Below are 25322 nucleotides of genomic sequence, written 5' to 3' on the forward strand. Positions count from 1 at the left end.
GCCCTTCCCGGCTTCGGTGTCCCCGTCGAACCCGCACAGCTTAGGGTGTGCCTCCAACTACTGACGCCCGGTGGACCGATTCAGTTCGATCATCTCCCGTACGGCGTCCGCCACCGGGACCGGTTTGATGCCGAAGGCAACAATTGCGGCGGTGCTGTCCAGGGTGAACGGACGGCGCCATTGGTACTGCGTCTCGACCGATGCGCGGGCGGTCGGGGCGAACAGCCCGGCCAGCCGCAGCAGCAACGACGGCATCGCCGAGATCCGGGCCGGCGCCGTACCGGCGAGCTCTGCGGTGAGGGTCGCCAGTGCGCGCACCGACATCGGTTCCGGGCTTGGCACGTGCCAGGCGCGACCCCACGCTGCCTCGTCGCCGGCCACGGCGACCAGGGTCCGCGCGACATCACCGACGTACGTCCAGCTGTGCGGTGCATCGAGGTCGGCGGGGATCGAAGCCGCCTTGCCTGCCAGGAGTTTCGGCAGGACAAGCACGCTGTACGGCGACGTCGCGCCCGCGCCGAGGTAGTCCGAGCCGCGCACTTCGGCGGTGCGGATCCGCCCGGCCTCGTGTGCTTTGAGTGCCTCGGTCCACACCTGCGTTCGGACTTGGCCCTTGACCGAGTTCGGCCGCAACGGCAGGTCCTCGCGGATCGGTCCGTCCACTTCGCCGTACCCATAGAGGTTCCCGGTCGTCACCAGCAGTGCCTTACTCAGCTCAGCCGCTCGCACCAGCCCTGCACCCAGTGGCGGCCAGTCAGTGGCCCACTGGTGGTACGCCGGTCCCGCGCACGAGTAGATCGTCGTTGCGCCCTCGGCGATCCGCGCCAGTTCGTCGCCGTTCGTTGCGTCGGCTGCCACTCCTTCGACGCCTTCCGGAGCACCGCCTCGCCTACTGATGAGCTTCACGCGGTCCCCGCGCTCCACCAGCAACCGTGCAACCGCCGTACCGACCGGACCACGCCCGACAACCACCTGCAATGCCATTGCTCCAACTTACAATGGACCTCCGCCTGCTGTGAGGATCGTCATGGACAGCTTGATTCTGCAGACCGTCATCGGACTCGTCTTCGCCTTCGCGGCCTTCTCGGTCCTGGTGTCCGTGCTGACCGAGGTCGTCGCGCGCTACATCGGGCTGCGCGGTGAGTACCTGCTGCGCGGTATCCGGTCGCTGGTCGACGGCAAGAGCGATTTCACGATGCGGCTGCCGGATCTGGTTCGCCGTACGTCGCAAGCGCCCGAGCCCAAACCAGGTGAGCCGGCGGAGCCGATGGTGACGCGGATCGTCGAGCAGCCGATGGTCTCGCGCTCGGCCGCCAAGGGCGAGGCGCCGCCGAACGCGGGGAACGCCAAGCTGAGCGTCAAGGACAGGCGGAGTCTCCCGTCGTACGTCTCGGGCCGGTCGTTCGCGCGCGCGTTGGTCGGGGTGCTCGTCCCGGACGCCACTGGTGCCACGACGATCACTGAGGTGCGGGCGAAGGTCGTTGCGCTCGAGGCCTCGAACCCGTTGAAGCAGCCGTTGCTCGGTCTGCTCGCTGAAGCGGGGGAGGACGTGGCGAAGTTCCGCGCGGGCATCGAGGAGTGGTACGACGACCACATGGCGCGCGTGTCCGGCTGGTACAAGCGGCACGTGCGGTGGATCTCGCTGGCGCTCGCATCGATCGTTGTCGTCGCTTTCAACGTCAACGTGGTCGAGCTGACCCGCTCGCTCTACACCGACGAGGCACTGCGCGGCGCTGTCGTCGCTCAGGCCGCGGTCAGCTCCAACTGCGCCGGCACACCGGCGGAGTGCCTGGATGACCTACGCCAACAGATCCGTGACGCCCGTGCGTCCGGTCTGCCGATCGGGTGGGGTGTCACCGCCACCTGCTCGTTGCCGGACGCCTCGTGCAACTGGTTCGAACGCCACGGTCTGGGCGACGCAGGCGCCGTACTGCTCACACTGCTGGGCTGGCTGCTGATGGCTCTCGCCACGCTGCCTGGTGCGCGCTTCTGGTTCGACGCGTTGTCTCGCCTTGGGTCACTGCGCTCCAGTGGACCGAAACCCCGCGCTAGCTAAGCCTTTGGTGCTAGAGCATTTGAGGCTTCAGCCCGATGTGTGCGGCAGGTCCGAGTTCCTAGGTTGATTGGTGTTCCGATCAACTGAAGGAGAACGATGAAGCGGATGGTTGTCGCTGCCGCAGTGTGCCTGCTGGCAGCAGGGTTGACGAGTCCGGCCTACGCGATGACAGGCGGTACGCCGGCCCGCAGCGCGGAGGCGCCGTGGATGGTGGGGATCGCCAATGTGTCTGACAAACCGGGTGAGACTTACCTGCAGCGGTACCGCTGCGGCGCTGTACTGATCTCGCCAACGCGGGTGCTGACCGCCGGACACTGCCTGGACTACGCCGCTCCCGGTGATGTCGAGTTCCACATCGGCGACAAGGTCTTGCGGGCCAAGGCGTTCTCGACCCATCCCGGCTACCGGATGCTTGATTCGACGGTCGACCCGGACAACCCGCAGGCACAGGTTGCAGTCAACGACCTGACCATTGTCGAGTTGGCCCGGCCGGTACGAGGGGTGCGGCCGTTGCCGCTTGCGCAGACCGCGTTGCGGCCTGGGACCACGCTGACCGTCTACGGGCACGGGATCACTGCCCCGCCGCAGCCAGGAACGACGTACAGCTCGATTTTGCTGAAGGCTTCGTTGCATGCGCAGCCGTCGTCGGTGTGTGCCGCCCAGGACAAGTCCGGTGCTGCCGCCGATCCGTCGGTGCTGTGTGCACAGGCGCCCGGTATGAACGTGTGTCCGGGGGACAGTGGCGGTCCGGTCGTGGCGCGAGAGTACGGCCGACCTGTCCTCGCCGGTCTGGTCAGCTCCGGCGGTGAGATCGTCGGCAAGGAGTGCGTCCAGGGTGCGATCAACGAGTTCACGAACATCCCTGCGCTGCGTGCTTTCGCCAGTCAGACGCATCCGGTGTGGGCGCCGCGGCTGGCTGGTACGGCGAAGATCACCGGCATGCCTGCGGTCGGTCAGACGCTGACCTGTTCGCTGCCCGGTTGGCGTAACCCCAAGCCGAGCAAGGCGGTCGAGTACCGCTGGGTGCATCGCAAGACCGGTAGCGACGACTGGTACTTCGAAATCGAGGGTGCGAAGGCAGCCAGCTTCACGCTGACCAAGGCTCAGTCAGGTGAGGACGTCGGCTGCATGATCACCGCCGAGAACGCAGGCGGTCATACCGAGTACCTCCCGAAGCCGGTGGCCGTCGGCTGAACTACGGCAGTGCGCGGCGCAGCCGGAGCTCGTCACGAATCGCAGGGGGCACCGGCAGCCCGTACCGCTCCAGGGCCTCCTCGTAGGCGGCCAGCGCCGACATGAGCCGATCCCCGTTGCTGCGGAGGCCGCCGCCACCCGGCGGTCGCGCGGCACGGCCCAACCGCTCGGCCACTCGCGCCGACACCACAGCGGCGTACAGGTGGGAGAGGTCGTGGTCGGCGTTCGACCGACGGCAGACATCGCCCAGCTCAGGACCGCGCAGGTCACTCACTGCTCGCTGCCTCGATCCCGGAGAGGACGAACTGCGCGGGCACCTCGTTGTCGTCCGCACTGGCCTGGACCATCGCCTGCTCGGCGACATCCTCCGGCGTACCGGGCGGGATGGTGAGTAGATCGAGCCGCCAGCCGTAGGAGTCACGCATGGCGATCAGCAGGTTGAGCGGCTGCGTCGTGAAGTAGCCCATCGTCACCACGCGCCCGTTCACCGCCAGCCGCGCCGGGTGCGCACTCCACGACGGCCGGTGCAGCAGTAACCGGGTGACGATCCCGTCGCCCAGCTCGTCCAGTGCCATGATCAGACCGGGTAGCTCCGTCACCGGGTCGTCCGACCGCGGCCACCAGGCGCCGTGCAGCGGCAGATCGCGGTTCGCCGCCTCCCGCAGGCGCAGCCGCGGAGTCGTCGGTTCCTGCTCGAAACCCGCCACTCGTGACACCGACTGAAACTTGTTCACGACGCGGACCTGGACTCGAACCGAACCTTCATGGCGCATCCCTAGGGTGGCCGGCGTGACCGGCACCTCAAGGTGGATGTCGTCGACTCCGGATGTCCTCACCTTACGCCCTCTCGTAGACGCGCATCCCCGGCCCGCGTGGCTACACGGGTTTGTGTAGGGCGGGTATGGCGGCACCCGGCAGGTTGGAAACAACCGCAGTCCGTCGAGACCTGGGGAGATGACTGACCATGCCGGCCGCTACCTGGTAGTCCCTGCGCTGTCCGAACTCTGGTTACTTACGGGAGTGGTTGTTTCTGGCAACCACTCCCGGCCTTGCTGCCATCTGTGCTACACCTGCTCGCAGAAACCGACCCGGGGTGGCGACGGCTGGGGGCCAGATGCGACTGCGAGTGCTCGGACCGCTGGAGGTTCGGGACCTGGACGACCGGCCGCAGGTGCTGGGGCGGGTCAAGGAGCGAGTGCTGCTCGGCATGCTGGCGCTGCGCGTCAACACGCTGGTGTCTCGAGACGCCCTGCTGGCTGGGCTGTGGGAGGGTCGGCCGCCCCGGTCCGCGCCGGCCAACGTGACGTCGTACGTGTCGAACCTGCGGCGCATCATGCAGCCCGGGCTCGTCCTCGAAACGCTTCCTGGTGGGTATCAGCTGACAGCTGATGCCGATGCGATCGACCTGCTGTCGTTCGAGCGACTGGTCGAGCAGGGGCGCCAGGCTCGGGCCGACGGGCAGCACGCGCTCGCGGTCGAGCGGCTGACACAGGCCGCCGGGTTCTGGCGCGGACCGGTAATGGACGGGCTGCCGGTACCGGACGCCGTACGGCCGGAGATCGCCCGGCTGGAGGATCTGCGACTGACCGCACTGGAGGAATGCATCGATGGCCGGCTCGAGCTCGGGCAGCACGGCACGCTCGCTGACGAGCTGGCCGTGCTGACTTCGCGGCACGAGTTCCGCGAGCGGCTCTGGGGACAGCGCATCCTCGCGCTGTACCGGTCCGGTCGGCAGTCGGAGGCACTGGCGGCGTACCAGGAGGTGCATCGGCTGCTGGACGAGCACCTGGGGATCGAACCGGGTGCTGCGCTGCGTGCACTGCATCAGCAGGTACTGCGCTCGGATCCGAAACTCGAGTACGCCGTCGTTGCCGAGCCCGTGGTCGTCAGCTCGTGGACGCCACCGCGGCAACTGCCGCCGACTGTCTGGGCGTTCACCGGTCGTGCCGACGAGCTGGCGTGGCTTGAGTCGCAGGGTGCTGCGGAGACGATGACCGTGATGGCGCTGGTCGGCACCGCCGGGATGGGCAAGACCGCGCTGGCAGTGCACTGGGCACATCGGGTGGCGGACCGGTTCCCCGACGGGCAGCTGTACGTCGATCTGCACGGCCATGGCACGCAGGATCCGTCGACTCCGATCGAGGTGCTGACGTCGTTCCTCCGTGCGCTCGGCGTACCGAGTGAGCGGATCCCTACCGACGTTGAGACGGCGACGGCGAGCTATCGCTCGAAGCTGGCCGGTCGACGGGTGCTGGTCATCCTGGACAACGCAGGCTCTGCTGAGCAGGTCCGTCCGTTGCTGCCGGGGGAGCCTGGTTGTCTCACCATCGTCACTAGTCGCCGACGCATGACCGGACTGGTCGCTCTGGATGGCGCTCGCGCGCACGTGGTCGGGGGACTCACGCCGGACGACGCTCATGAGCTGCTGACGCGGCTCCTGGGCGCGGATCGGGCCAACGCCGAACCAGCTGCAGTCGCGAAGCTCGGCGAGGTGTGCGCCCACCTTCCGCTGGCGCTGCGGCTGGCCGCGGCTCGGGTCGCCGGTATGGACGGCTCGATCGAGGACTGTGTCGCCGACCTCACCAGTGTGCAGACCCTCGACATGCTCGCCGTCGACGACGAGCCGAGCGCGGTCAGAGCGGTCTTCGACTCGTCCTATGAGCCGCTGAACCCGTTGGCGCAAAGGCTGTTCCGGCTGCTCGGACTAGTCCCTGGCGGCGGATTCACCCGCCGTACGGCGGCCGCGCTGCTCGACGTGCATCCGGACAAGGCAGACGCGGTGCTCGACGTACTGGTGTCCGCGAGCATGATCGAGCGCCGGGCCGCTGGGCAGTTCGTCATGCATGACCTGCTCTGCCGGTATGCCACCGAGAGGGTCGCAGCTGAGACCACTGAGGATCGTGCGGCCGCGCTGGGCCGGTTGTTCGGCAGCTACCTGCAGGACACCGAGACGGCTGTTGTCACGATGGGTTCGGGGATGGCTCGGATCACCCAGCCGCTCGCGGAGATCCTTCCTGCGCTGGAGTTTCAGGGGAGTGGCGAGGCTCTCGCCTGGCTCGATGCGCAGCGGGAGAGCCTGGTCGCTGCCGCGCTGTACGCCGCCGAGCACGGGCCGCATGGTGTCGCGTGGCGGCTGTGCGATCAGCTGCGCGGCTACTTCTGGGCTCGTCGCTGTCATCCCGAGTGGCTGACTGTCGCGGAGGCGGCGGTGACTGCGGCCGGCGACGATCTCGAGGCCGCTGCGGCTGCCAGACACTGCCTGGGTGATCACTTCTGGAGCCTTGGCGATTACGAGCCGGCGATCCGCCAATACGTGCAGGTTGTCGCCGCTTGCGCGGAGGCCGGTCTGGCGCGGCGACAGGTCGGCGTACTGATCAATCTGGGCGCCGTCCATCGCGAGCTCGGTCATCTCAATCAGGCGCACGACCGCCTCCGAGAAGCGCTGGATGTTGCCCAACGCAACGAGTTCGCCGAGACCACGATCCGCGCCAACCTCGGTGCGCTGCACGTGGAGATGGGGCGGATGGAGGACGCCGTACAGGAGCACACGCGCGTCGTCGACGGCGGCCAAGCCTCCGCACCCGAACGAGCGTTCAGCCTCAACTCCCTCGCGACCGCTCACCGCCACCTGGGTCACCTCGACGAGGCGCAGTCCTGCGCCATGGATGCCCTCGCCCTGCATCGCGAGACCGGCAACCGCGCCGGCGAAGCCAGCGCCCTGGAAACCCTGGCCGCGATCCACCTGGACCGCGACCACCCCACCGAAGCCTTCACCTTCGCCAAGGACGCCCTGGCCATCGCCCAAGCCATCGCCAACCCCCGCGCCGAGACAGCGACCCTCACCATGCTCGCCGCCGTCCACCTCCACCAAGGCGACCACACCCAAGCCGAGCACTACTTCACCCTCGGCCTCGAGTCCGCCCGCACCAACCGCATCACCTACACCGAACTGGAAGCTCTCCTAGGCCTAGCCGCCACCCACCAAGCCACCGCCCGCCCCACCACCGCCCGAGCCCTAGCCACCGAAGCCCGCCAAGCCGCCCAAGCCTCCGGCTTCGCCCACCATCAAGCCACAGCCGAAACCCTCCTACGCACCATGTAACCCTCAGCGGTGGTCGAGTTTGCCCAGTGGCCAGGTGGATTCCAGCCAGTCGACGAGCGTGCTGTGGAGACCGGTGTCGAGGTCGGCTCGGTCGGCGCGGACCCAGGTGCGGAGGACGGCGTCGTACTCGGGCTTCTTGGACGGGTAGAGGTAGACGCAGCCGATCACGTCGCCGGTGCCAGGGTCGAGCACCGTGTAGGTGAAGCCGCGGCGGCTGGTGAAGTCGTCGGCATGGCGTTGCAGGTCACCGAGGTTCGCCTCCAGTGACATGCCGTCCAGCGGTGGCCACTGACCCATCTGCGCAGTCGCGCGGATGTGCTCGATACTCCCGCTCCACGCCGCGTGATCGGCGACGTTGTGCTGTGGACCCAGCGGCTCGAGCCGGAACCGCGGATCGACGTACTCGGTCGGCACCTCGAAGTCATCGGGAACCAGCGCAGTGTCTGCCATGTCCGCAACCCTACGATCAGTCCGGGCGGCCCTTCAGGCGGCGGTTGAGGGCGCGTTCGGTTTCGCGGGTGGCTTCGCGTTCGGCGAGGGCGTGCCGCTTGTCCCAGGTCTTCTTGCCGCGGGCCAGGGCGATCTCGACCTTCGCGCGACCGTCCTTGAAGTACAACTTCACCGGGACGATGGTCAGGCCGCTCTCGTTCACCTTGCGCTCGATCTTGTCGATCTGCGCGCGGTGCAGGAGCAGCTTGCGCTTGCGGCGGGAACCACCCTCGAACCAGCGCGCCTGCGAGTACTGCGGGATGTGTACGCCGTGCAGCCAGATCTCGCGGTCCTCGATCTGCGCGAAGCCGCCGACGAGTGAGGCCCGGCCGGCGCGCAGGCCCTTGACCTCCATACCCTGCAGCACGATCCCCGCCTCCCACGACTCACCCAGTTCGTACTCGTGGGCGGCCTTGCGGTTGCGGGCGATCACGGGATCGGTTTCCGGCTTCTTCACACCACGATTCTGCCTCGCCCGACGTTTTGGAGCGTGTTGTTACTCTGGGTGATTCCCTCCTAGCCAACCATGACTGAAGGGTTTACCCCCATGGGCATCTTCGACTCCCTCAAGGACAAGGCCACCGAGCTCTTGTCCGGCGCCACCGACAAGGTCACCGAGGCCACCGGTATCGACCTGTCCGGCGCGACCGACAAGCTCGCCGAGACCACCGGCGTCGACGTCGGCGGCGTCGCCGACCAGGCCACCCAAGCCACCGAAGGCCTGGCCGACCAGGCCCAGGGCCACGCGGAAGCGGCTCAGGACCAGGCAAACGCCTTCGGCGACCAGGTCACCGAAGCCACCGGCATCGACCTGCCCACCGAAGGCCTCACCGACCAGGCCACCGACAAGTTCGGCGAAGCCACCGGCCGCTGACCGTCCTTTCCATCGGCTCCCGCTCTCCAGCGGGAGCCGATCGGTTGGAGCCGACTCAATGCTGAAGGTCCGCGGCATCTCGTACCTGATCGGCGAAGACAGCGCCGTCGTACGACGAGATCTCGAGATCATCGCGCGTGATCTCCACTGCACCACCGTGATGCTGATCGGCGCGGACGCGCACCAGCTGATCGACGCCGCCCGCACCGCCCTCGAGATCGGTCTGGGGGTCTATCTCCGCCCCAACGTTCCGGAACTACCCGAGCCACAACTCCTGGCACACCTGGACACCGTCGCCGTGGCAGCCGAGGAACTTCGCCAGGCCCATCCCGACCAGGTAACGCTCTTCGTGGGCAGCGAGTTCTCCCACACGGTCCCCGGCATCGTCCCCGGACCTAAATCCTTCCTGCGGCTGAAGGTCATCCTGCGATTCCATCGCCTCCTACGGCGCAGGCTCAATCGACGCCTCCACAAGCTGCTCACCGTCGCCGCAACGACCGCACGCCACCGTTTCCACGGCCCCATCACCTACTCTGCGGCCGGCTGGGAGCACGTCGACTGGTCCCCGTTCGACGTCGTCGGCGTCAGCCTCTACCGAGGCCGCCGCAACCACGCCACCTACCCGGACCGCGTCCGCAGCCTGGTCCGCGACAACTCCCAGCCCGTAGTGATCACCGAGTTCGGCTGCGGCGCCTTCACCGGAGCCGAACTCCGCGGCGCCGGTTCCTTCCAGATCGTCAACTGGTTCGCCGACCCCCCACGCATCCGAGGCGACCATCCGCGCGACGAATCCGTCCAGGCCCGCTACCTAGGCGAACTCATCGACCTGTACGACGCGGACGGCGTACACGGCTGTTTCGTCTTCACCTACGCCATGCCCGATTTCCCCCACCGCGACAACCCCCACCTCGACCTCGACAAGGCCGGCTTCGGACTCATCGCGGTCACCGAGGACGGCGTACAAACACCCAAGCAGGCGTTCAACGAGGTAGCCCGCCGGTACGGCGCGATGGCCGCGAAGTGACCCTACGGCGTGGAGAACAGGCCGAGCCCCGGAGGCGTGGGGCCGTCGGCGCGGACGCCGTTGGTGACCCGGAGGAACTCCAGCTTCTCGGCGTCGGTGGAACCCGCGGCCACTGTGTAGACGACGAGCCGGATGTCGCAGCCCGGGACGGTCAGCACGTCGCAGTCGCAGACCACCTCACCCACCTGAGGGTGTACGACGGTCTTGCGGGCCGAGACGTGTGGTCCGACGGTGCCCTCGTCCCACCGGCGGGCGAACTCCGGGCTGGCCGACCGCAGTTCCTCGACGAGGCTGCTCAGGCCGCGGTCGCGGGGATAGTTGACGAGAGCCGTGCGCAGGTCGGCGACCAGGGCGGGCTTGAGGGCGTCGCCATCCTGGAGCACGGGCCAGGACGTGAGCCCGCTGGACCCTGTCGCGAAGACCGCCCGGGCCAGGTTGCGCTCGTTGTGTGCCGATGCGCTGGGGTCGCCCATCAGGACTGCCCATCCGGGAGTCCAGGTCAGCAAGTTCCAGTCGGCGCTGAACACGCCCACCGGGAACTCCCCGAGGCGGGCCAGCATCCGCTGGACCCCGGCCGGAATATGCGTCGAGATCGTCCCCTCCTGGGGAGGCAGCAGCCCGGCCAGCCGGTAGGCGTGATCGCGCTCCATGGACTGCAGTTGCAGTGCCCTGGTCAGGCTCGCGACGACCTGTGCCGAAGGGCTTTTGGCGCGTCCCTGTTCGAGGCGGACCACATAGTCGACCGACAGTCCGGCGAGTTCGGCCAGTTCCTCGCGGCGCAGCCCGACCGCACGACGTCCGGGCCGTGAGGTCAGTCCGACATCGGCGGGCGAAAGGCGGTCGCGCCAGCGGTGCAGTGCCGTGCCCAAGGTCTCGTCCACTCACCCATTGTGTCCGCCGGTACGTCGTCGTGCCTGGTACTGGCTGTCCTACCGTCACGCAGAGCACTGGCTGGCCGCTCGGCCCGGACCGAGAGTGGACGCATGACCACCACATTCATCACCGGAGCAAACAAGTCCCTCGGGTACGAGACCGCCCGCCGCTTGATCGAGGCCGGCCACACCGTCCTGATCGGCGCTCGTGATCCGGAGCGCGGCCAGGCGGCCGCCGACGCACTCGGAGCCCGTTTCGTCCAGATCGACGTGACCGACGACGAGTCGGTGGCCGCTGCCGCCGCCCAGATCGCGGCTCGCGAGGGCAGCATCGACGTACTGATCAACAATGCAGGTATTTACGGGACGCACAGCCCCGCCGACCAGATCACCGCCGCTGATGCCAGCGAGGTGTTCGAAGTCAATGTCGTAGGGATCGTCCGCGTCACACACGCCTTCCTGCCGCTGCTGCGCAAGTCCGCGCACCCAGTGATCGTCAACGTGTCAAGCGGCATGGGCTCGTTCGCGGCCACCCACGACGCCGACCGCGTCGAGTCGCGAAACCTCGCACCGCTCTACACGGCATCGAAGTCCGCGGTCACCATGCTGACCACGCAGTACGCGAAGTCCTGGCCGGACGTGAAAGTCAACGCGGCCGACCCCGGCTACACCGCGACCGACTTCAACGCGCACAGCGGCCCGCAAACCGTGACCGAAGGCACCGACGCAATCGTCGAACTCGCCGCCATCGGCCCAGACGGCCCAACCGGAACCTTCCGCGACCGCCACGGCGACCTGGCCTGGTGACCATGAACGCCGATTCCGCAGCGATCAGCGCAGACTAGAACCAGAAGTCGGCTTCCGGGTTCTCCGGCGTGGGGCCGTTGAGCACCGGTCGTGGTTGACCGAGCAGATGCTGGTCGAAGAACGCACGCACATAGGTGCGAGTCAGGGCCAGCCCACGAGCTCCCTCAAGGCCGCCCGGTTCGGACAGACCTAGCTGGTCGGTCAGGACCGTGAGATCGGTGAAGCTGGCGTGGTCCGACTTCTTGAAGGTGATCCATCGCTTCCACCCGGCTAGCCGTGGGTAGTCCCGATCCCAGGACGGCTCATGACCGCCGGGCACATGTCCGTCGCCATTGCCCAGCAGCAGGAACGGCTTGGTGAACCCGGTCGCCGGAATCGGCGCGAAGAACGTACCGTCCATGTTGATCCCGGCCAGCACTCGACGATCATTCAGCATCACCTGCGATGCGGAGTTGCCGCCGATGGAGTGCCCGGCCATGCCGATGCGCTTCGTGTCGATGATGTTGAGACCCTGTGGCCAAACCGGATCAGGGCCGATCAGCCGGTTGATGACGAAGCCGACATCGGCTGTCCGTACGGTGGTGATCTGCACACTGTTCGCCGTACCGCAGGCAACACAGGTGGTCACGTGGCCGTCGGGGAACTCGGTGCCGTACGACTCGTAGTTGTGACCGATGAGCGCGATCACGTAGCCGCGGCTCGCCAGCTCCTCGGCCAGACCGGTCAAGGTCGAGCGGGTATAGCTGAAGCCCGGCGACAGCACGATCAACGGGAACGATCCGCCTGCGGCCGGCGCGTTGACCCACGCCCGGCTCTTGGTCTGAGCAACCTGCTCGGCCGGGACTTCGGAAGCGCCGAGCCAGTCGAGGAACAGCCTGGCTTCACCAGCGGTCATGTACGGATGCGGCGCACCAAGTGCGCGCCACGCGGGATAGAACATCGTCACCATCAACTGGCGCGCCCCGGACTCCGGCACCCACGGGTCAACGCGGGCCTGGTCAACCAGGTGGAACGTCTTCGTACCGACATACAGCTTGCCGGTAGGAGCCGGGATGGTCAGCGGGGCCGGGGGAGCGGCAGCAGCGGGCACCGCGACCAGCAGTGCGCCCAGCACAGCGATGCTCGTCCGTAAAGCTCGAAACTTATGCATAAACCTTATCTAAGTAGCCACCCACTCCCACCGACACGACCGAAAAGGCAATCCTTCGGGCCGACAGTATTTGACCTGCCCAACCAAGTCGCAGGCGATAACTGACAGTAACAATCGCTCCCCTCGCCCGATGTACCCAATAAGCATCTGACAGTCCAGGGGGGACCGATCATGAACAGTGCTGCCAAGGCAGCCATCTGGGTAGCAGCGATCACCGCAGTCGGCGGGGTAATAACAGCCGTTGCGGTCGCTTTAATCAATCGACCAAATGAAGTCAAACCCGGAGGTGACATTACTTCCACGCCTACACAGGCCGCCCCAAAGCCCACTCCGCCCCCGACCACCAAGAGCCCTGCCCCGGCTCCCTTTGCCGTGACGCTTGACAGCGTGCTTCCACGCGGCGCCCACAAGAGCATCTCGTCCAAGGAGGGCCTGGCAGCCAAGGGCACAGTCAAGAATCTGCCACCCGGCTATTCCATCTGGCTGATGGACCGCGACGACACCGACTATTCCATCGCCCAATCGGCGCGCATATCCAACGAGACCTGGATTGCAGAAAGCTATCCGCTAGGTGATCCCAGCCAAGCGGTGCCCTACCACATGACAGTAGTTGTCGTGAGAGCCAACGGTGTTTGCACCAGTGAATTGCGCAAGCGGGTGCGACAAGACAAGTACCAAATGACGGACCTACCCAAAGGTTGCGCCGAAGCTGCCCAGCAAGACATCACCGTCAGCGAAAAGTGACGTTTTCCGACTGCGAGTGCCCCCCAAGGCTGGTTGGGTGAGGGTCGCCTGCACCCACCATCCATCTTCTCGCCGAAACGGTCGAGCGGTGTTCAAGGTCGCTCGACCACCGCTCCTTGAGCACGCCTCAACCACCTTCCGATCGCGCACATGGCTGACCCGTGCACAAGGTCGTACCGGGCTCGGTAACGCTCTGGGTCCCCGAATCTGGTCGACGCCTGATCATCGGCTGTTCGGCTACGCCCCGCTGCCCCGCTTGCGGCCTGGCGACCACGAATCCTTGTGTCGGATCGGCCGTGGTTTCGTATGGTTGGGGGATGCGGGGTGTCCTTGTCGGACGCGGCCGGGAGCTGGCTGCGCTCGCCGGTTACCTGGATGACGCGCGGCGGGGGCGTCCGAGCATCGTGCTGTGCCGCGGGGAGCCGGGGATAGGCAAGACGAGGCTTGCCGAAGAGCTGGCAGGGCTGGCCGGCGATCGTGGCATGCCGGCCCTGTGGGGGGTCGCAGTCGAGTCCGAGGGGGCGCCGCCGTACTGGCCGTGGCGTCAGCTCCTCCGCGGAGCGGTCGAGCTCGTGGGCATCGCGGGAGTCGACGCGGACCTCGGACGCCTGGTGCCCGAGGTGTTCGGCGGGCCGGCGTCGACACCGGACGCCCTCGCGTCGGCTGAAGACCGCTTTCGCCAGTTCGAAGCCGTCGCGCGGCTGTTCCGCGAGATCACCGCCAACAGCCCGCTCGTCCTGATCCTCGACGACGCGCACTGGGCCGATCGTCCCTCGGTCCTGTTGCTGCGGCACCTCGCGCGAACGATGCGCGACGAACGGCTGCTCATGATGGTGAATCACCGCGACACCGAGCACGAGCACGCCGGGTACTTCGCCGACCTCGTCCGAGAGCCGATCACACGACAGATCGACCTCACCGGCTTGACCGAGCAGGCCGTGGCGATGCACCTCGCGTCGGTGCTGGGACACGATGTCACTCTCGGCGACGCGCGTCGGGTGCATGTTCTCACCGGGGGTAACCCGTTCTTCGTCGGCGAGGTGGGGCGCGTGCTCCCAGCAGGCAAGGTAGCTGGAGGTCTCGCCCCAGTCACCGCCAACGTGCGCGAAGCCATCCGTAGCCGCTTGAGCCGTTTGTCGCCGGACGCCGTGACCCTGATCCACGCCGCATCGATCGTGGGTCGCGAATTCTCGGCCACTGTCGTCGCGCCGATGGTCGGCGCCACGTCGATGAGCTGCCTCTCGTCCCTCGACGAGGCCACGGCCGCCGGCCTGGTCGAGGCGGGAACGATCCCCGGCAACCACAGGTTCACGCATGCGCTGGTTCGCGATGCCGTCGAGGCAGGTCTGTCGACGGCCGAACGTGTGCAACTGCATCGTGCAGCCGCCGAGACGGTCGAGTCGGTCCACGCAGGAAGGACGGAGCGATACCTGTCGGACCTGGCTCGTCACTGGGCGGTCGCAGCGGTTGACGGCGACCTCAGTCGCGCCGTGCACTGGATCACGCTTGCCGCCGACGAGGCCATGGAGGCGCTGGCTTACGAGGAGGGCGCTCGGCTGTACCGTCTTGCGCTCAGCCTCGGTGAAGATGAGCTCGACGATGAGATGCGTTGCCGGTTGTATCTCGGCCTGTCGAGCGCGCTGAATGCCTCGACCGACATCGCGGGAAGCGTCGACGCGAGCGTACGAGCGGCGGCGGCCGCAGGCGCTATGGCCCGGCCGAGCCTGCTCGCCGAGGCCGCACTGGTGCGCGAGGCCAACGCCCCAACGCCGTTGGAGGCGACGACGCGACGACTGTGCGAGCAAGCTCTGGCGGTGGTCGACAGGGCCGACATCGCCCTGCGGGCGCGGCTCCTGGCTCGGCTGGCAGAAGCATCGATCTACGACGCGTGGGGCACCTCCCACGGCTACGAGGAGTACGACGTCGCCGGGCGCGCCAGTGAGGAGGCCCTCACTCTGGCTGAGGAGGCCGGCGACCGCGCGGCACTGGAGGCGGCGCTGCGAGCGAGGCGGCTGGCCCGCTCGGGACCAGAAGGTCTGGAGGAGCGCGCTGTGCTCGCCGACCGCATGCTTGAGCTCGGCCGCGAGGCCGCCGACCCGCACACCCAGATGTGGGCACATCTGTGGCATGTGGACGCCGCGTTCGAACGCGGCGACCTGGTCCGCGTCGCCGGCGAGCTCGAAATGTTGTCGTGGTGCGTCGAGCAGGTCCGCGGGCCGCACGCGCGGTACGAGCTGCTCAAGTGCCGGGCCGTGCTGGCCCAGGCGCAGGCTCGCTTCGCCGATGCCATGATGCTGGCCGATGAGGCGTTCGCGCAGCTGGCGGCAACCGGTGACGACATCGGCTTCCACGAGCGCGCCGGGCTGCTGAACCAGATGAGCCTTCAGATCGGACCTGAAGCCACTGGGGCGCTAGAGGCCAGCGGCTACGCCGGCGTCACTGTGTTCGAGCGACAGCTCCCTACGGCCGGGATCATCATCGCAGTCGCCAACGCGCATCTGCTCGCGTCGGTAGGACGTCTCGACGAAGCCGGCGCGGTGTATCGCTCGCTTGGCCCGCCCGCCGAATGGCAGCCGTCACCACACGCCATCCTTCCCGCCCTGGCGTTCGGCGCCAACCTCGCCGTCGAGCTGGGCGCGGACGAAGATGTGGCCACGCTCGTCACCAGGCTCGGCGCGTACCGCGGTCACCATGTGTGCAGTGGAGCTGGGCAGGTGGCCTACTTCGGTCCCGTCGAGCTATGGACCGGTCACTGCCTGGCTCGTCTGGGTCGGCTCGATGAAGCCGTCGCGGATCTCGAGGCGGCGGCAGATATCTGTGCGGCCAACGGAGCGGTGGGTTATCTCGCCGAAGCGCAGTACGAGCTGGCGTCCGCGCTGGCACGGCGGCGTCGGTCCGGCGACATCGCGTGGGCCCGGTATCTGTTGGCGGCCGGCTTGCGCCACACCTCGGCCCTCGGCATGGGTGTGATCGCGGCCAAAGTGGACGCACTCGTCGAAGAGCTCTCGGCAGCTGGTCCGCTGACCCGCCGCGAATGGCAGGTGGCAGGGCTCGTCGCTGCCGGAAAGACGAACCGGGAGATCGCCCAGGAGCTGTACCTCTCCGAGCGAACTGCGCAGAACCACGTCCAGCACGTCCTCACCAAGCTCGGTCTGTCGAACCGCAGCCAGATCGCGTCGTGGGTGGCACACCAGGAGATGAGTAGCCCGACTGAGTAATTCGGCGGACGCTTTCGCACCGACGGCTCCTTACCGTCGCAGCATCCGAAAGTGTCGCAGCATCCGGGAAAGGGAGTGCAGTCATGGCCATCGTGATGATTTCAGACGCAGGCACGGACACCGTCGAGCAGTACGACCAGATCATCAAGCAGCTCGATGAGGCGGGGCACGGTAACCCGCAGGGGCGGCTCTCGCACATGGCTGCACTCAAGGACAACGGCAGCTACTTCGTCGTGGATGTCTGGGAGTCCGCCGAGGATCTCGAGCAGTTCGCGCAAGTCCTGGTTCCGTTGATCGAGGCGGTCGGTGGTGCCGCACCGGACCTCAAGATCTCACCGCTGCACAGCAGGATCAACGGTCGCTGAGGAAACGAGGAACGAAGATGAAGCTTCCGCCGCTGACCGATCAGGAACTGAAGCCATTCCTGGAGGAGGGGCTCTGGGTGGCAAAGTTGGCGACCAGCAACAAGGACGGCACCATCAGGATCACGCCCCTAACGTACGCCGTGGACGAGGGCGACATCATCTTCAGTACCTGGAAGAACAGCGATGCCGTCCGCAACACGCGTCGTGACGGCACGGCCTCGGTGCTCATCGACAAGGCCGACCAGCCGTACGCCGGCGTGCACTACAACGGGCATGCACGCGTACTCGATGACGGCATAACAGCCGAGCAGTACGGCGACTGGTTCCAGCGCTACATCGGTGACCACGAGCAGGCGGTGGAGTCCTACGAGTTCCTCGTCGGCCTGGGGATCGGCGAACGCGCGTTCATTCGCTTTCACCCCACCAAGGCCGTGACCTGGGACTTCGCAAAGATCCCGGGCTAGCAGCTCGGCGCGCACCCTCGGAACGGTGGTCATGCGCTGGTGCGCTTCGTTGTGCCCCCAGCAGGATTCGAACCTGCGACGCACGGTTTAGGAAACCGACGCTCTATCCCCTGAGCTATGGGGGCGCACTGCGGGGGACAGCTTAGCGGAGAGGGCGCTGGTGGTGTTGGCGGCGATGGTGGTTGGGTCTGTGGGTGGGCGGTTCAGGAGGGTGGTCAGGTCGGGGGTGGTGGTGGCTAGGAAGCCGTGGCGGATGGTGGTGGCGATGGAGGCCAGCATGGCGGGTTGGAACGGTAAGAGGGTTGGGTCGGCGAGTAGACGGGAGCGGTAGTCGGCTAGATCGAGTGTGCGGTGGGGGACTCCGAGGTGGGCGGCTACGTCGTTGGCGCTGATGGGGGTGCCGACTAGGTCGTAGGTCTGGTTGAGGTGGGACTCGGGGGTGGCGGCGATGGTGGCTGTTGCGGCGGCTAGGTCTGTTCGGGCTACTGCGGCTAGGCGGCCTGAGCCGAAGGGGGACTCCAGGCCGTTGGGGGTCCAGGCGATCAGGGCGCCGAACAGTTCGGCGTACAGGCCGTTGCGGAGGATGGTCCAGGCGAGGCCGCTGGCCTTGATGAGCTGCTCGGTGGCTCGGTGGGCTAGGGCGAAGCCGAGGTGGTCGCCGGCGGTGGTGAGGCTGGTGTAGATGACGTGGTCAACGCCGTCTCGGACTGCGGCGTCGAGGGCGGCCTGGTGGCGTGCGATGACTAGGTCGTCCTCTGCGTACCCGGCGGAGACTAGGACCAGGGTTGAGATGCCGGTCAGGTCGAGGGTCGTGGGGTCGTCGAAGTCGAGTCGGCGCTGGCCCTCTGCCGGGGTGCGGGTGCCTCCGATGGCTGGGATTCCTCGCTCGGCCAGGTGGGCCAAGGTGGGGGATGCGAGCTGTCCATTGGCTCCGGTGACCATGATCATTGAAGTTGTTGTCCTCACAGGTTGGTTCTCATCAGTAACTACTGTGAAGATCCTCAGTGTCGGCTTGCTCGTCCCACAAGGAGGCAGTTCCGTGTCAGCGAGGCACACCGAAGTAACCGTCGGGGCTGCTGATCTCGACCCGTGCGGCAAGGTGGATCACCCTGATTGCGGGATCCGCGAGGTTCTGGACCGGGTTGGCGACAAGTGGTCGGTCCTGGTCATCGTTGAGCTCGCGAGCGGGGTCCGGCGGTTTCGGGAGTTGCAGCGGGCCGTTGACGGGATCTCGCAGCGGATGCTGACGTTGACGGTTCGCAGGCTGGAGCGGGACGGGCTGGTGGTGCGGACCGTCTATCCGACGGTTCCGGCGCAGGTCGACTACCGGCTGACTGAAACCGGCGCGAGCCTCACGCATCTCGTGAAGGCGTTGGCCGATTGGTCTCTCGACCACCGGGCGACTATCGCCGAGGCTCGCCACAGCTACGACACCGAGCACCCCGACAACGACATCCGCTGAGGTCAGCCGGTGAGGACGCGGACTCCGAGGTGGCCGGAGATCGAGGCGTAGCGCTCGGCGTACAGGGTGGTGCAGCGGGAGGACGCGCAGCCGGCGCCGGCGAAGGTGATGCCGCGGATGGTGGCGGCGCTGGAGCCGGAGCGGCTGTAGACAGGGCCGCCGGAGTCGCCGCCGATGATGGCGATCTGGCCACCGCGGGTGGCGCGGATGACGAAGGTGGTGCAGCCGTCGACATCGCAGTACTTGGCTGAGGTCGAGCGGACGGTGAGGCCGCAGAGCGACGTACTGAAGCTGCCGGACTGGCAGACGACGGTGCCTACGCCGGGGTCGGCGCCGCCGGTGACGGTGCGCTTGGAGGCGGAGTCGCCGGGGCCGTCCGTCCAGATCCGGGGGCCGTAGGTGCTGCCGGTGAGCAGCGACTGGTCGTAGTCGGGGTAGTTGGTGCGGACCGAGGTGGTGCCGTAGAAGTTCGGGCCGGACTTCCAGGTGGTGCCGACGCCGCCGCAGTGGCCGGCGGTCACCGAGCCGCGCTTGCCGTCGGAACGACGGACGACGGAGAAGCCGGCTGAGCAGTTCTTCGCGGTGGACGAGATGCGGGCGCCACCCCAGTGGCCGCCCTTCGGGGTGTCACTGAGCCGGGACGTGCGCTCGAGACCGCCAGCAATCGCCTGTACGCCGGTCAGTCCGCGCAGGCCCGCGATGGACTCGGGCGAGGTGCTGGCCTCGTCGTACTCGACCTGGATGTTCTCGCTGACCGGGTCGAGGTCGGCCCCGAACGTGGTGCGCTTCGCGTCGTCGGACCAGGCGCGGGCGCCGACCGTGTTCCACGCGTCGGCGATGGACTTGGCCGAGCGGCAGCTGCGCTCCAGGCCGACCATCTGCTTGCCGGCGGCCGGCATGTTCTTGGCGAGGGCGGCGCGGTACTTCTTCTCGTTCAGGACCCTGGTGTCGACCACGACCTTGTAGCCGGTCGTCGCCGTACCGATCACGCCGATCACGCCCTGGCTCAGCCCGAACGGCAGCCCGGACTTCGGGCGGCCGGTCGCGTCGAGCGGCTCCAGCGAGCGGACGGCGATCCCGATGCCTTCGCCCATGGTCTCGCCGAGTGGGCGCGGATCCTTGGTCGACGTCGGTTGGGACAACCGCTTCGCCGCGGCGGCGCTCACACTCGGGCCGCCGTGCGAACAGGCTGCTGCGGTGGTACCGGCAGCAGCCTGTGGCCGCCCGGCTGCAGTGGGGGTGAGACCGACTGCGAGGAGTGAGACTGAGCCAAGGGCCAGCAAACCGACGGTGGCTGAGAGTCGCACAGGGCTCCTTCATCGGTGGACGACCTCGGTCAATCGTCCGCGCAGAGACTCCGCTCAGTCAATAGGTGATCACCGTCCGCAAGCAAATTTGACTACCCTGCGCGAGCGTACTTCGCAAGCTCGTGTCCGTCCGCGGCAGCGAACGTGAGCGTGTCCCCGGTGACTGCGATCCGCTTGGCGGACTGCAGGACGCCGGTGTGCGGAACGTTCTCGCAGCCGATCAGGTGCTGCGGACCGATCTTCGCGGCGAACTCACCGCGCTGACCGATCGTGAACGTGCCCTGGAGGGCGTTGCAGCCATCCGAACCGGACCAGGTGCCGTCCGCCTTGAAGAGCAGGACCGGATCGTCCGGCCGGGGCATCTTCAGGGACTTCGTGCCGGTGATCTGGACAGCGTGCCAGCGGCCGGCGATGGTCTTGGCCGAGAACGGCTGGACCGCAGTCGTCGTCGGGGCTGTGCTCTGGGGGGCTCCGCCGGCGGCAACCGGTGGCTGCTCCGATGTGTTGCCGCCGGTGAGAGCAAAGCCGGTGACGGCGACCGCGGCGACTGCGACCGCTGCCGCACCGGAAACCATCCAGGTACGGCGGCGGGCTTGGCGGACTCCGGTCGCGGCGCGGTCGGACAGACCTGCCGCCGGCGGTACGGAGGCCGCGGCGCGGTCGAGTGTCCCGCGCAGCTCATCCTCGAGATCGGTGTTGCTCACGACAACCTCTCATCAACACGGTTGGACTGCCTGCTCTGCCGGAGCGTGGCCAGCCCGCGGCTGGCCGTCGCCCGGACGGAGGACGGTTTGATGCCGAGCAACTCGGCGATCGTGCGGTCGTCCAGGTCCTGGTAGTAGCGCAGCACCAGAACGACCCTCTCCCGGGCCGACAACTCCTGCAGGGCATGCCAGAGGTCGTCGGAATCCACGATGCCGGTGGCGGGATCGGGCACCGTGCTGTGCGGGTCGACGTCGGCCGTCGGCGCCTCGGTGAACGAGCGCCGGCGCGTCATCGACAGGTACTCGTTGACCAGGATCCGCCGCACGTAGTGATGCGGGTCGTCGGCCTTGCGCACCTTGCGCCAGGACCGGAACGCCTGCATCAGCGCGATCTGCGCCAGGTCCTCGGCCCGCTGATAGTCGCCGGAGACGGTGAAACCGAGCCGCACCAGTTCCTGTCCGCGCGCGGACACGTACTCCTCGAACTCCACTCGCCACTCCCCGGCTGGGCGTACAACACCTCACATCTATTAGATGCATCGAGATGCTCAGAGTGCTGCACAGGTGCTGCATTGGTTGCCGCACAGTCTGATCTCACCGTGCTGCTTTCAGGTGCTGAGTGTCACCGGGCGGTCCAGACCGGGGTGAACCGGTCTGGACCGCGGGTGTGACCCGGTCCGGACGGCTTCGGGGGGCGCGTCCGGCGCAGGGTCAGCGCAGGCCGAGCGACTTGATCAGCTCGGGGGTCGCCTGACGCGGCGCCGGCAGTGCGCCGGGCTTGCCCTGGCCCTCCAGCGAGGTCGCGACCAGGCGGCGGCAGCCGAAGGACTCCACGGTGACGGACAGGACGCCGCGGTCGTTGTCGGTGAACCGCAGGACCCAGGTCGGACCGAGCTCCTTGGTGCAGAAGCCCGGCTTCTTCGCGACCGGCGGCGCTGCGTTGACGAGCCCGAACAGCTGGGTCGCCTGCGCTGCGGTGCGCTTGGTGGTCACGTTGGCGTAGGTCTGTCCGGTCGCGCCTTCGTCGTACTGGCAGATCGTCACGGAGACGGGCTGGAACAGGGACTTGGCCGTGCCGGTTCCCCAGGTCACCTTGTCGGTGGCGGTCTTGACCGCCGCGATGGTGTCTGGGCAGTCCATGCTCGGCGTGCTGCTGGGTGTGCTCGGAGTCGGCGTGCTGGTGGTCGGGGTACTGGTGGGCTGGGCGGCGGGCGGGGACGAGGCGTTCTCGGTACCGCAGGCGGCGGTCATCCCGAGAAGCGCCACGACAAACGTCGCACCGATCAGGCCCCGTGTCCGTAATGCGCTCACGACTGGGTCCTTCCGGTTGGCAAGGTCCCCCATGATGGTCGACAGGAGTCTCACCGCGAGCGCCAAACCATCACGGCGGCGCGTCGTTCCGGTCACACGGGCCGATCGTGCGGCAACCGAACCCGACCTGTAACGCGCACGCGCTGTACGCCGTTGCGCACTACGATGGTGTCCCGTGGGCCGCAACGACAACAGAGCCGGTACGGCACAGCGTGAACGCGACGAGTGGCAGCTCGGCATCGACTGGGCGCGCTGGCTGCTGGGCGGAAACCATCCGCAGCCGTTGACCATCTACGGTCTCGTCCTCGAACCGGGTGAGGTCGCGTACGTCAACACACCCGCGCACTACGCCCGCCTGTACCGGGGGAGTGGCCGCTACACGCAGAGCGGCGGCTTCATCATCGGTCACCCCGCACTCGTGGTCGGAGCGATGGCTGCCAACGCTGCCGTGAACGCGAGCCGCAAGGCTGCAGCGAAGCGCAACACCGAGCTGATGTGGCGAGACCTGCAAGAGGTTCCCACGGTTGCGACGAACTATCGGATCCTCTGCCAGCTGCCCGGCCGCGGCTGGTTGAGCTTCTACTACAACGCAGTGCAGGAGTTCTATCCCGATCCGGCCAACTGGCAGATCACCTTCGGATTCCAGAACGCCGAACCGCTCCAGCTCGGCGGACTCGCGATGCCGACCTTGTCGATCCTGACCGCGTGGTGCGTGCTCGGCAGTGACCGCTGGCACGGCGAACCGGGCATCCAGCCGCTGCTCCAAGCCGCCGTCGCTCCCCAGATCGACCCGAACGCCGTCCAGGGCGAGGTGGTCGCCGACCAGCCACGTGAGCTCGGCACCGGCGAGCCCCGCGGACTCGGTAACCTGGAACCATGACAACTCCGTACGAGGACGACGAGCCGGTGCTGCCCGACCAGACCCGCGACGACGACCCGCGGAGCTGGGGCGAAGGTGACTCCACCAGCGACGACGACGAGCGCATCCTGCGCGAGGTCCCACCGCACCACGGATGAGCCCAACGGTTCTGCTCGTCCATGGCGGTCTCTGGGAACCCATGGACGCCGAGAGATTCTGGGGTACGCCGGGTATCACCGCCGGACTCACTTCCGCCGGCCTGACCGTGCTTGCCCCCGACCGTCCGAAGGATCCGAGCGGTTGGGACGTCGAGCTCGAAGCCCTCGGTGAACTGCTGGCGAATCACGCCGAACCGCTCACCATCGTCGGCGCATCCAACGGATGCACGGTTGCTGCTTTGCTTACATTGGTCTACCCCGATCTGGTCGAGCGACTCGTTCTGGCTTGGCCGGCGACCGCGGGTGACTCCGGAGTCGACACGCTCGTGCTGGCCGGTCTTCTCGGCCGCGGTTGCGCCGCCGATGATGCCGGCAAGCTGTTGGCCGGCGACACCCTTCGAGGTACGACGGACGTCGATCTGATCGACCTGGCTCGGATCCCGGTCGGTGTTCTGCCGTCGCTGCTCGAGAATCCGACACACCAACGTCAGACGGTCGACGCCCTGCTGGGGCTGATCGCGGGAAGCCGGGAGCTGTCCGGTTGCCCGGAACCACCGCGCCCCGACTTCCCGCCGTACCTGGATCAGTTCGTGCGGACGATCGTGGAGTTCGTGAGTTAGGAACGCTGGCGCAGGGAGTCGCGGATCTCGGTCAGCAACTGCTGGTCGGTGGTCAGCGCCTCGTCGTCCGGAGCCGGCTCCTCGCCGCGCTTGCGACGCTCGGCCAGCTTGTTTAGCGGGTACACGATGAGGAAGTACACGGCCGCTGCGACGAACAGGAAGTTCAGGATCTCCTGCAGGATGACACCGAAGTGGAAGGTGGAGTCGTTCAGATGAGCGACCCACAGTTTGCTGACGTCCGCGGCGCCGAAGATCGCGCCGACGAGCGGGGTGATCAGATTCTCGACGATCGCAGTCACGATCTTGCCGAATGCTGCGCCGATGACGACCGCGACGGCGAGGTCGACGACGTTGCCGCGCATGATGAATTCTTTGAAGCCCTTGAGCATTGGAGTGCCTCCACGAAGCGGATGTTGTACTCCGGTCAACGTAGGACCGCACCGCAGGTCACGCGAGGGCACGCGCCGCAGTGATCAACTCGTATCCGGGGTCAGCGCGACACTGATTCTGGAATTCGTCGTGGCCTGGGCCAGTCTGGCGGCGACGGCGGGGGAGACGGCTGTGACGATCAGTGCGCCGGTCGATCGTGAACTCGGCAAGGCGATCACCCGGACGGCGTGCGCCACGAGGCCGGCCGCAGCGGACGTCGTACTGGTGCCGGCGTAGAGGTCGATGCGATCGCCGACCCGGAGCAAAGCGCCGACCTCGGCGTCGTCGATGCGGAACGGATATGCGACCGACCCGGAAGGGACCAGGCCTGGGCCTAGGAAACGGGCATCGGTGAGTGGTTCGCCGGCTCTGACCGGTCCGGTCAAGACGCGACGGGCGAGGTCGGCGCCGGGTCTGAGGGCTGCCGAAGGTACGGAGTCGGCAGGGAGGGCGAGCGTGCGTAGGTCGTCCGCGGTGGGCGTGATTCCGCCCGGTAGGTCACGGGCTGCGGCCAGGACCGTGACCGTGGGTGGGGCGGCGGGAGCGAGGGAGGTGAGGCCGAAGTAGACGGCGGCCGCGGCGGCGACACCGGCCAGGAGGCGGCGGTGCCAGCGGGCGGCTCGGGACAGATCGCGAAGGAACGAAAGGCTTTTCATGCCAGAGAAAGTACGAGTTTCTCCGGCACTCCTTTCAGTTATCCACAGGCCAGATCAGGCAGCGCTGGTGGAGCTGGACGAGCCGCCCGAGCTGGACGTCGTGGAGCTGCTCTTGCTCGACGAGTCCGAGGACTTCGCGGCCGGCTTGGAGTCCGACGAGGAGGTCGACGACGACTCCGACTTGGCCGGGAGCGAGCTCTTACCGGACGAGCGGCTGTCGGTGCGGTAGAAACCGGAGCCCTTGAAGACAACACCCACCGCGTTGAAGACCTTACGCAGCGTGCCCTGGCACGCGGGGCAGACGGTCAATGCGTCGTCGGTGAAGCTCTGCCGCACCTCGAGCGCCTCACCGCAATCGGTGCACTGGTACTGGTACGTGGGCACGGTTGGTTCCCTTCAGGCCGCTGGCACTCCTACTACTCGACTGCTAATAATGCGTCAGCGGCCCGAAGTATTC

The 25322-nt window shown here is 67.3% G+C and carries 29 protein-coding genes and 1 tRNA gene; 14 read left to right on the top strand and 16 right to left on the bottom strand.

Annotated elements, in window-relative coordinates; translation table 11 throughout:
• Window positions 1-57: 57 nt before the first annotated feature.
• Window positions 58-984: an NAD-dependent epimerase/dehydratase family protein gene (locus ACFTSF_RS15785; RefSeq protein WP_380154434.1), complete on the bottom strand. Its 927-nt coding sequence runs from the start codon at window positions 982-984 to the stop codon at window positions 58-60.
• Window positions 985-1027: 43 nt separating this feature from the next.
• Here ACFTSF_RS15785 and ACFTSF_RS15790 point away from each other — a divergent pair, with 43 nt between their 5' ends.
• Window positions 1028-2056 carry a hypothetical protein gene (locus tag ACFTSF_RS15790; RefSeq protein ID WP_380154435.1) on the top strand — a complete coding sequence of 343 codons (1029 nt, stop codon included), beginning with the start codon at window positions 1028-1030 and terminating at the stop codon, window positions 2054-2056.
• Between the two features lie 96 nt (window positions 2057-2152).
• A complete protein-coding gene (locus ACFTSF_RS15795) occupies window positions 2153-3250 on the top strand; it encodes a S1 family peptidase (protein WP_380154436.1) in 1098 nt (365 codons plus the stop codon).
• Window position 3251: 1 nt separating this feature from the next.
• Here the strand turns inward: ACFTSF_RS15795 and ACFTSF_RS15800 are convergent, their stop codons facing one another.
• Both ACFTSF_RS15800 and ACFTSF_RS15805 read right to left on the bottom strand, forming a co-directional pair.
• On the bottom strand, window positions 3252-3524 hold the full coding sequence (locus ACFTSF_RS15800) for a hypothetical protein (protein WP_344145260.1): 273 nt from the start codon (window positions 3522-3524) through the stop codon (window positions 3252-3254).
• Window positions 3517-3984 carry a DUF5994 family protein gene (locus ACFTSF_RS15805; RefSeq protein WP_380154437.1) on the bottom strand — a complete coding sequence of 156 codons (468 nt, stop codon included), beginning with the start codon at window positions 3982-3984 and terminating at the stop codon, window positions 3517-3519. Before ACFTSF_RS15805 ends, ACFTSF_RS15800 begins: the two co-directional genes overlap by 8 nt.
• A gap of 380 nt (window positions 3985-4364) precedes the next feature.
• Between ACFTSF_RS15805 and ACFTSF_RS15810 the strand changes: the two genes are divergently transcribed.
• Window positions 4365-7352, top strand: a complete 2988-nt coding sequence (locus ACFTSF_RS15810; RefSeq protein ID WP_380154438.1) for a BTAD domain-containing putative transcriptional regulator — start codon at window positions 4365-4367, stop codon at window positions 7350-7352.
• Between the two features lie 3 nt (window positions 7353-7355).
• On the opposite strand, the gene ACFTSF_RS15815 is transcribed toward ACFTSF_RS15810, so the two are convergent.
• Window positions 7356-7802 carry a hypothetical protein gene (locus tag ACFTSF_RS15815; protein ID WP_380154439.1) on the bottom strand — a complete coding sequence of 149 codons (447 nt, stop codon included), beginning with the start codon at window positions 7800-7802 and terminating at the stop codon, window positions 7356-7358.
• Between the two features lie 16 nt (window positions 7803-7818).
• Window positions 7819-8298 carry an SsrA-binding protein SmpB gene (gene smpB, locus ACFTSF_RS15820; protein ID WP_344145270.1) on the bottom strand — a complete coding sequence of 160 codons (480 nt, stop codon included), beginning with the start codon at window positions 8296-8298 and terminating at the stop codon, window positions 7819-7821.
• A 90-nt stretch (window positions 8299-8388) separates the two neighbouring features.
• Between smpB and ACFTSF_RS15825 the strand changes: the two genes are divergently transcribed.
• On the top strand, window positions 8389-8715 hold the full coding sequence (locus ACFTSF_RS15825; protein WP_344145272.1) for a hypothetical protein: 327 nt from the start codon (window positions 8389-8391) through the stop codon (window positions 8713-8715).
• A gap of 58 nt (window positions 8716-8773) precedes the next feature.
• A complete protein-coding gene (locus ACFTSF_RS15830) occupies window positions 8774-9739 on the top strand; it encodes a hypothetical protein (RefSeq protein WP_380154440.1) in 966 nt (321 codons plus the stop codon).
• A gap of 2 nt (window positions 9740-9741) precedes the next feature.
• Here the strand turns inward: ACFTSF_RS15830 and ACFTSF_RS15835 are convergent, their stop codons facing one another.
• The gene (locus ACFTSF_RS15835) at window positions 9742-10620 is read right to left on the bottom strand and encodes a helix-turn-helix transcriptional regulator (protein ID WP_380154441.1); all 879 of its coding nucleotides are present in this window, start codon (window positions 10618-10620) and stop codon (window positions 9742-9744) included.
• A 102-nt stretch (window positions 10621-10722) separates the two neighbouring features.
• On the opposite strand from ACFTSF_RS15835, the gene ACFTSF_RS15840 reads away from it, so the two are divergent.
• Window positions 10723-11418, top strand: coding sequence for an SDR family NAD(P)-dependent oxidoreductase (locus ACFTSF_RS15840; protein ID WP_380154442.1), 696 nt, complete (start codon window positions 10723-10725; stop codon window positions 11416-11418).
• Window positions 11419-11452: 34 nt separating this feature from the next.
• On the opposite strand, the gene ACFTSF_RS15845 is transcribed toward ACFTSF_RS15840, so the two are convergent.
• A complete protein-coding gene (locus ACFTSF_RS15845; RefSeq protein ID WP_380154443.1) occupies window positions 11453-12568 on the bottom strand; it encodes an alpha/beta hydrolase family protein in 1116 nt (371 codons plus the stop codon).
• A 171-nt stretch (window positions 12569-12739) separates the two neighbouring features.
• Between ACFTSF_RS15845 and ACFTSF_RS15850 the strand changes: the two genes are divergently transcribed.
• From ACFTSF_RS15850 to ACFTSF_RS15865, 4 genes are all read left to right on the top strand, one after another.
• Entirely contained in the window at window positions 12740-13312 is a 573-nt protein-coding gene (locus tag ACFTSF_RS15850) for a hypothetical protein (protein WP_380154444.1), read from the top strand.
• Between the two features lie 317 nt (window positions 13313-13629).
• Window positions 13630-16530 carry an ATP-binding protein gene (locus ACFTSF_RS15855; RefSeq protein ID WP_380154445.1) on the top strand — a complete coding sequence of 967 codons (2901 nt, stop codon included), beginning with the start codon at window positions 13630-13632 and terminating at the stop codon, window positions 16528-16530.
• Between the two features lie 83 nt (window positions 16531-16613).
• Window positions 16614-16895, top strand: coding sequence for a hypothetical protein (locus ACFTSF_RS15860; protein WP_380154446.1), 282 nt, complete (start codon window positions 16614-16616; stop codon window positions 16893-16895).
• A gap of 17 nt (window positions 16896-16912) precedes the next feature.
• Complete coding sequence (locus tag ACFTSF_RS15865) at window positions 16913-17359, top strand: pyridoxamine 5'-phosphate oxidase family protein (RefSeq protein WP_380154447.1); 447 nt, start codon at window positions 16913-16915, stop codon at window positions 17357-17359.
• 52 nt (window positions 17360-17411) lie between these two features.
• Here the strand turns inward: ACFTSF_RS15865 and ACFTSF_RS15870 are convergent.
• Both ACFTSF_RS15870 and ACFTSF_RS15875 read right to left on the bottom strand, forming a co-directional pair.
• Window positions 17412-17484: transfer RNA gene (locus ACFTSF_RS15870), tRNA-Arg, on the bottom strand.
• Window positions 17447-18307, bottom strand: coding sequence for an NAD(P)H-binding protein (locus ACFTSF_RS15875; RefSeq protein ID WP_380154828.1), 861 nt, complete (start codon window positions 18305-18307; stop codon window positions 17447-17449). Before ACFTSF_RS15875 ends, ACFTSF_RS15870 begins: the two co-directional genes overlap by 38 nt.
• Window positions 18308-18398: 91 nt before the next feature.
• Between ACFTSF_RS15875 and ACFTSF_RS15880 the strand changes: the two genes are divergently transcribed.
• Window positions 18399-18821, top strand: a complete 423-nt coding sequence (locus tag ACFTSF_RS15880; RefSeq protein WP_380154448.1) for a winged helix-turn-helix transcriptional regulator — start codon at window positions 18399-18401, stop codon at window positions 18819-18821.
• Window positions 18822-18823: 2 nt separating this feature from the next.
• Here the strand turns inward: ACFTSF_RS15880 and ACFTSF_RS15885 are convergent, their stop codons facing one another.
• The 4 genes from ACFTSF_RS15885 to ACFTSF_RS15900 form a co-directional block, all read right to left on the bottom strand.
• On the bottom strand, window positions 18824-20128 hold the full coding sequence (locus ACFTSF_RS15885; RefSeq protein WP_380154449.1) for a S1 family peptidase: 1305 nt from the start codon (window positions 20126-20128) through the stop codon (window positions 18824-18826).
• Between the two features lie 92 nt (window positions 20129-20220).
• Complete coding sequence (locus tag ACFTSF_RS15890; protein ID WP_380154450.1) at window positions 20221-20832, bottom strand: META domain-containing protein; 612 nt, start codon at window positions 20830-20832, stop codon at window positions 20221-20223.
• Entirely contained in the window at window positions 20829-21323 is a 495-nt protein-coding gene (locus ACFTSF_RS15895; RefSeq protein WP_344145294.1) for a SigE family RNA polymerase sigma factor, read from the bottom strand. Before ACFTSF_RS15895 ends, ACFTSF_RS15890 begins: the two co-directional genes overlap by 4 nt.
• Window positions 21324-21543: 220 nt before the next feature.
• Window positions 21544-22143 (bottom strand): hypothetical protein, encoded by a 600-nt coding sequence (locus ACFTSF_RS15900; protein WP_380154451.1) that lies wholly within the window; start codon window positions 22141-22143, stop codon window positions 21544-21546.
• 175 nt (window positions 22144-22318) lie between these two features.
• Here ACFTSF_RS15900 and ACFTSF_RS15905 point away from each other — a divergent pair, with 175 nt between their 5' ends.
• From ACFTSF_RS15905 to ACFTSF_RS15915, 3 genes are read left to right on the top strand one after another with little or no spacing between them, the layout of a single operon-like run.
• Window positions 22319-23023 carry a hypothetical protein gene (locus tag ACFTSF_RS15905; RefSeq protein WP_344145298.1) on the top strand — a complete coding sequence of 235 codons (705 nt, stop codon included), beginning with the start codon at window positions 22319-22321 and terminating at the stop codon, window positions 23021-23023.
• Complete coding sequence (locus ACFTSF_RS15910; RefSeq protein WP_344145300.1) at window positions 23020-23160, top strand: hypothetical protein; 141 nt, start codon at window positions 23020-23022, stop codon at window positions 23158-23160. The genes ACFTSF_RS15905 and ACFTSF_RS15910 overlap by 4 nt, the downstream gene beginning before the upstream one ends.
• Window positions 23157-23780: an alpha/beta fold hydrolase gene (locus tag ACFTSF_RS15915; RefSeq protein WP_380154452.1), complete on the top strand. Its 624-nt coding sequence runs from the start codon at window positions 23157-23159 to the stop codon at window positions 23778-23780. The genes ACFTSF_RS15910 and ACFTSF_RS15915 overlap by 4 nt, the downstream gene beginning before the upstream one ends.
• Here the strand turns inward: ACFTSF_RS15915 and mscL are convergent.
• The 3 genes from mscL to ACFTSF_RS15930 form a co-directional block, all read right to left on the bottom strand.
• Window positions 23777-24169: a large conductance mechanosensitive channel protein MscL gene (mscL, locus tag ACFTSF_RS15920; protein WP_380154453.1), complete on the bottom strand. Its 393-nt coding sequence runs from the start codon at window positions 24167-24169 to the stop codon at window positions 23777-23779. The two genes, ACFTSF_RS15915 and mscL, sit on opposite strands and share 4 nt — an antisense overlap.
• A gap of 84 nt (window positions 24170-24253) precedes the next feature.
• Window positions 24254-24865 (bottom strand): Flp pilus assembly protein CpaB, encoded by a 612-nt coding sequence (locus ACFTSF_RS15925; protein WP_380154454.1) that lies wholly within the window; start codon window positions 24863-24865, stop codon window positions 24254-24256.
• 54 nt (window positions 24866-24919) lie between these two features.
• Window positions 24920-25249 (bottom strand): FmdB family zinc ribbon protein, encoded by a 330-nt coding sequence (locus ACFTSF_RS15930; protein WP_344145308.1) that lies wholly within the window; start codon window positions 25247-25249, stop codon window positions 24920-24922.
• Window positions 25250-25322: the final 73 nt, after the last annotated feature.

The sequence above is a fragment of the Kribbella sp. NPDC056951 genome (assembly GCF_042674205.1).
Taxonomy (GTDB): Bacteria; Actinomycetota; Actinomycetes; order Propionibacteriales; family Kribbellaceae; genus Kribbella; species Kribbella yunnanensis.

Bases quoted from the DNA above. Each gene is read 5' to 3' on its own strand.
- ACFTSF_RS15785 (WP_380154434.1), bottom strand. From the start codon at position 984: ATGGCATTGCAGGTGGTTGTCGGGCGTGGTCCGGTCGGTACGGCGGTT.
- ACFTSF_RS15790 (WP_380154435.1), top strand. From the start codon at position 1,028: ATGGACAGCTTGATTCTGCAGACCGTCATCGGACTCGTCTTCGCCTTC.
- ACFTSF_RS15795 (WP_380154436.1), top strand. From the start codon at position 2,153: ATGAAGCGGATGGTTGTCGCTGCCGCAGTGTGCCTGCTGGCAGCAGGG.
- ACFTSF_RS15810 (WP_380154438.1), top strand. From the start codon at position 4,365: ATGCGACTGCGAGTGCTCGGACCGCTGGAGGTTCGGGACCTGGACGAC.
- ACFTSF_RS15815 (WP_380154439.1), bottom strand. From the start codon at position 7,802: ATGGCAGACACTGCGCTGGTTCCCGATGACTTCGAGGTGCCGACCGAG.
- ACFTSF_RS15825 (WP_344145272.1), top strand. From the start codon at position 8,389: ATGGGCATCTTCGACTCCCTCAAGGACAAGGCCACCGAGCTCTTGTCC.
- ACFTSF_RS15830 (WP_380154440.1), top strand. From the start codon at position 8,774: ATGCTGAAGGTCCGCGGCATCTCGTACCTGATCGGCGAAGACAGCGCC.
- ACFTSF_RS15840 (WP_380154442.1), top strand. From the start codon at position 10,723: ATGACCACCACATTCATCACCGGAGCAAACAAGTCCCTCGGGTACGAG.
- ACFTSF_RS15845 (WP_380154443.1), bottom strand. From the start codon at position 12,568: ATGCATAAGTTTCGAGCTTTACGGACGAGCATCGCTGTGCTGGGCGCA.
- ACFTSF_RS15850 (WP_380154444.1), top strand. From the start codon at position 12,740: ATGAACAGTGCTGCCAAGGCAGCCATCTGGGTAGCAGCGATCACCGCA.
- ACFTSF_RS15855 (WP_380154445.1), top strand. From the start codon at position 13,630: ATGCGGGGTGTCCTTGTCGGACGCGGCCGGGAGCTGGCTGCGCTCGCC.
- ACFTSF_RS15860 (WP_380154446.1), top strand. From the start codon at position 16,614: ATGGCCATCGTGATGATTTCAGACGCAGGCACGGACACCGTCGAGCAG.
- ACFTSF_RS15865 (WP_380154447.1), top strand. From the start codon at position 16,913: ATGAAGCTTCCGCCGCTGACCGATCAGGAACTGAAGCCATTCCTGGAG.
- ACFTSF_RS15875 (WP_380154828.1), bottom strand. From the start codon at position 18,307: ATGATCATGGTCACCGGAGCCAATGGACAGCTCGCATCCCCCACCTTG.
- ACFTSF_RS15910 (WP_344145300.1), top strand. From the start codon at position 23,020: ATGACAACTCCGTACGAGGACGACGAGCCGGTGCTGCCCGACCAGACC.
- ACFTSF_RS15915 (WP_380154452.1), top strand. From the start codon at position 23,157: ATGAGCCCAACGGTTCTGCTCGTCCATGGCGGTCTCTGGGAACCCATG.
- mscL (WP_380154453.1), bottom strand. From the start codon at position 24,169: ATGCTCAAGGGCTTCAAAGAATTCATCATGCGCGGCAACGTCGTCGAC.
- ACFTSF_RS15925 (WP_380154454.1), bottom strand. From the start codon at position 24,865: ATGAAAAGCCTTTCGTTCCTTCGCGATCTGTCCCGAGCCGCCCGCTGG.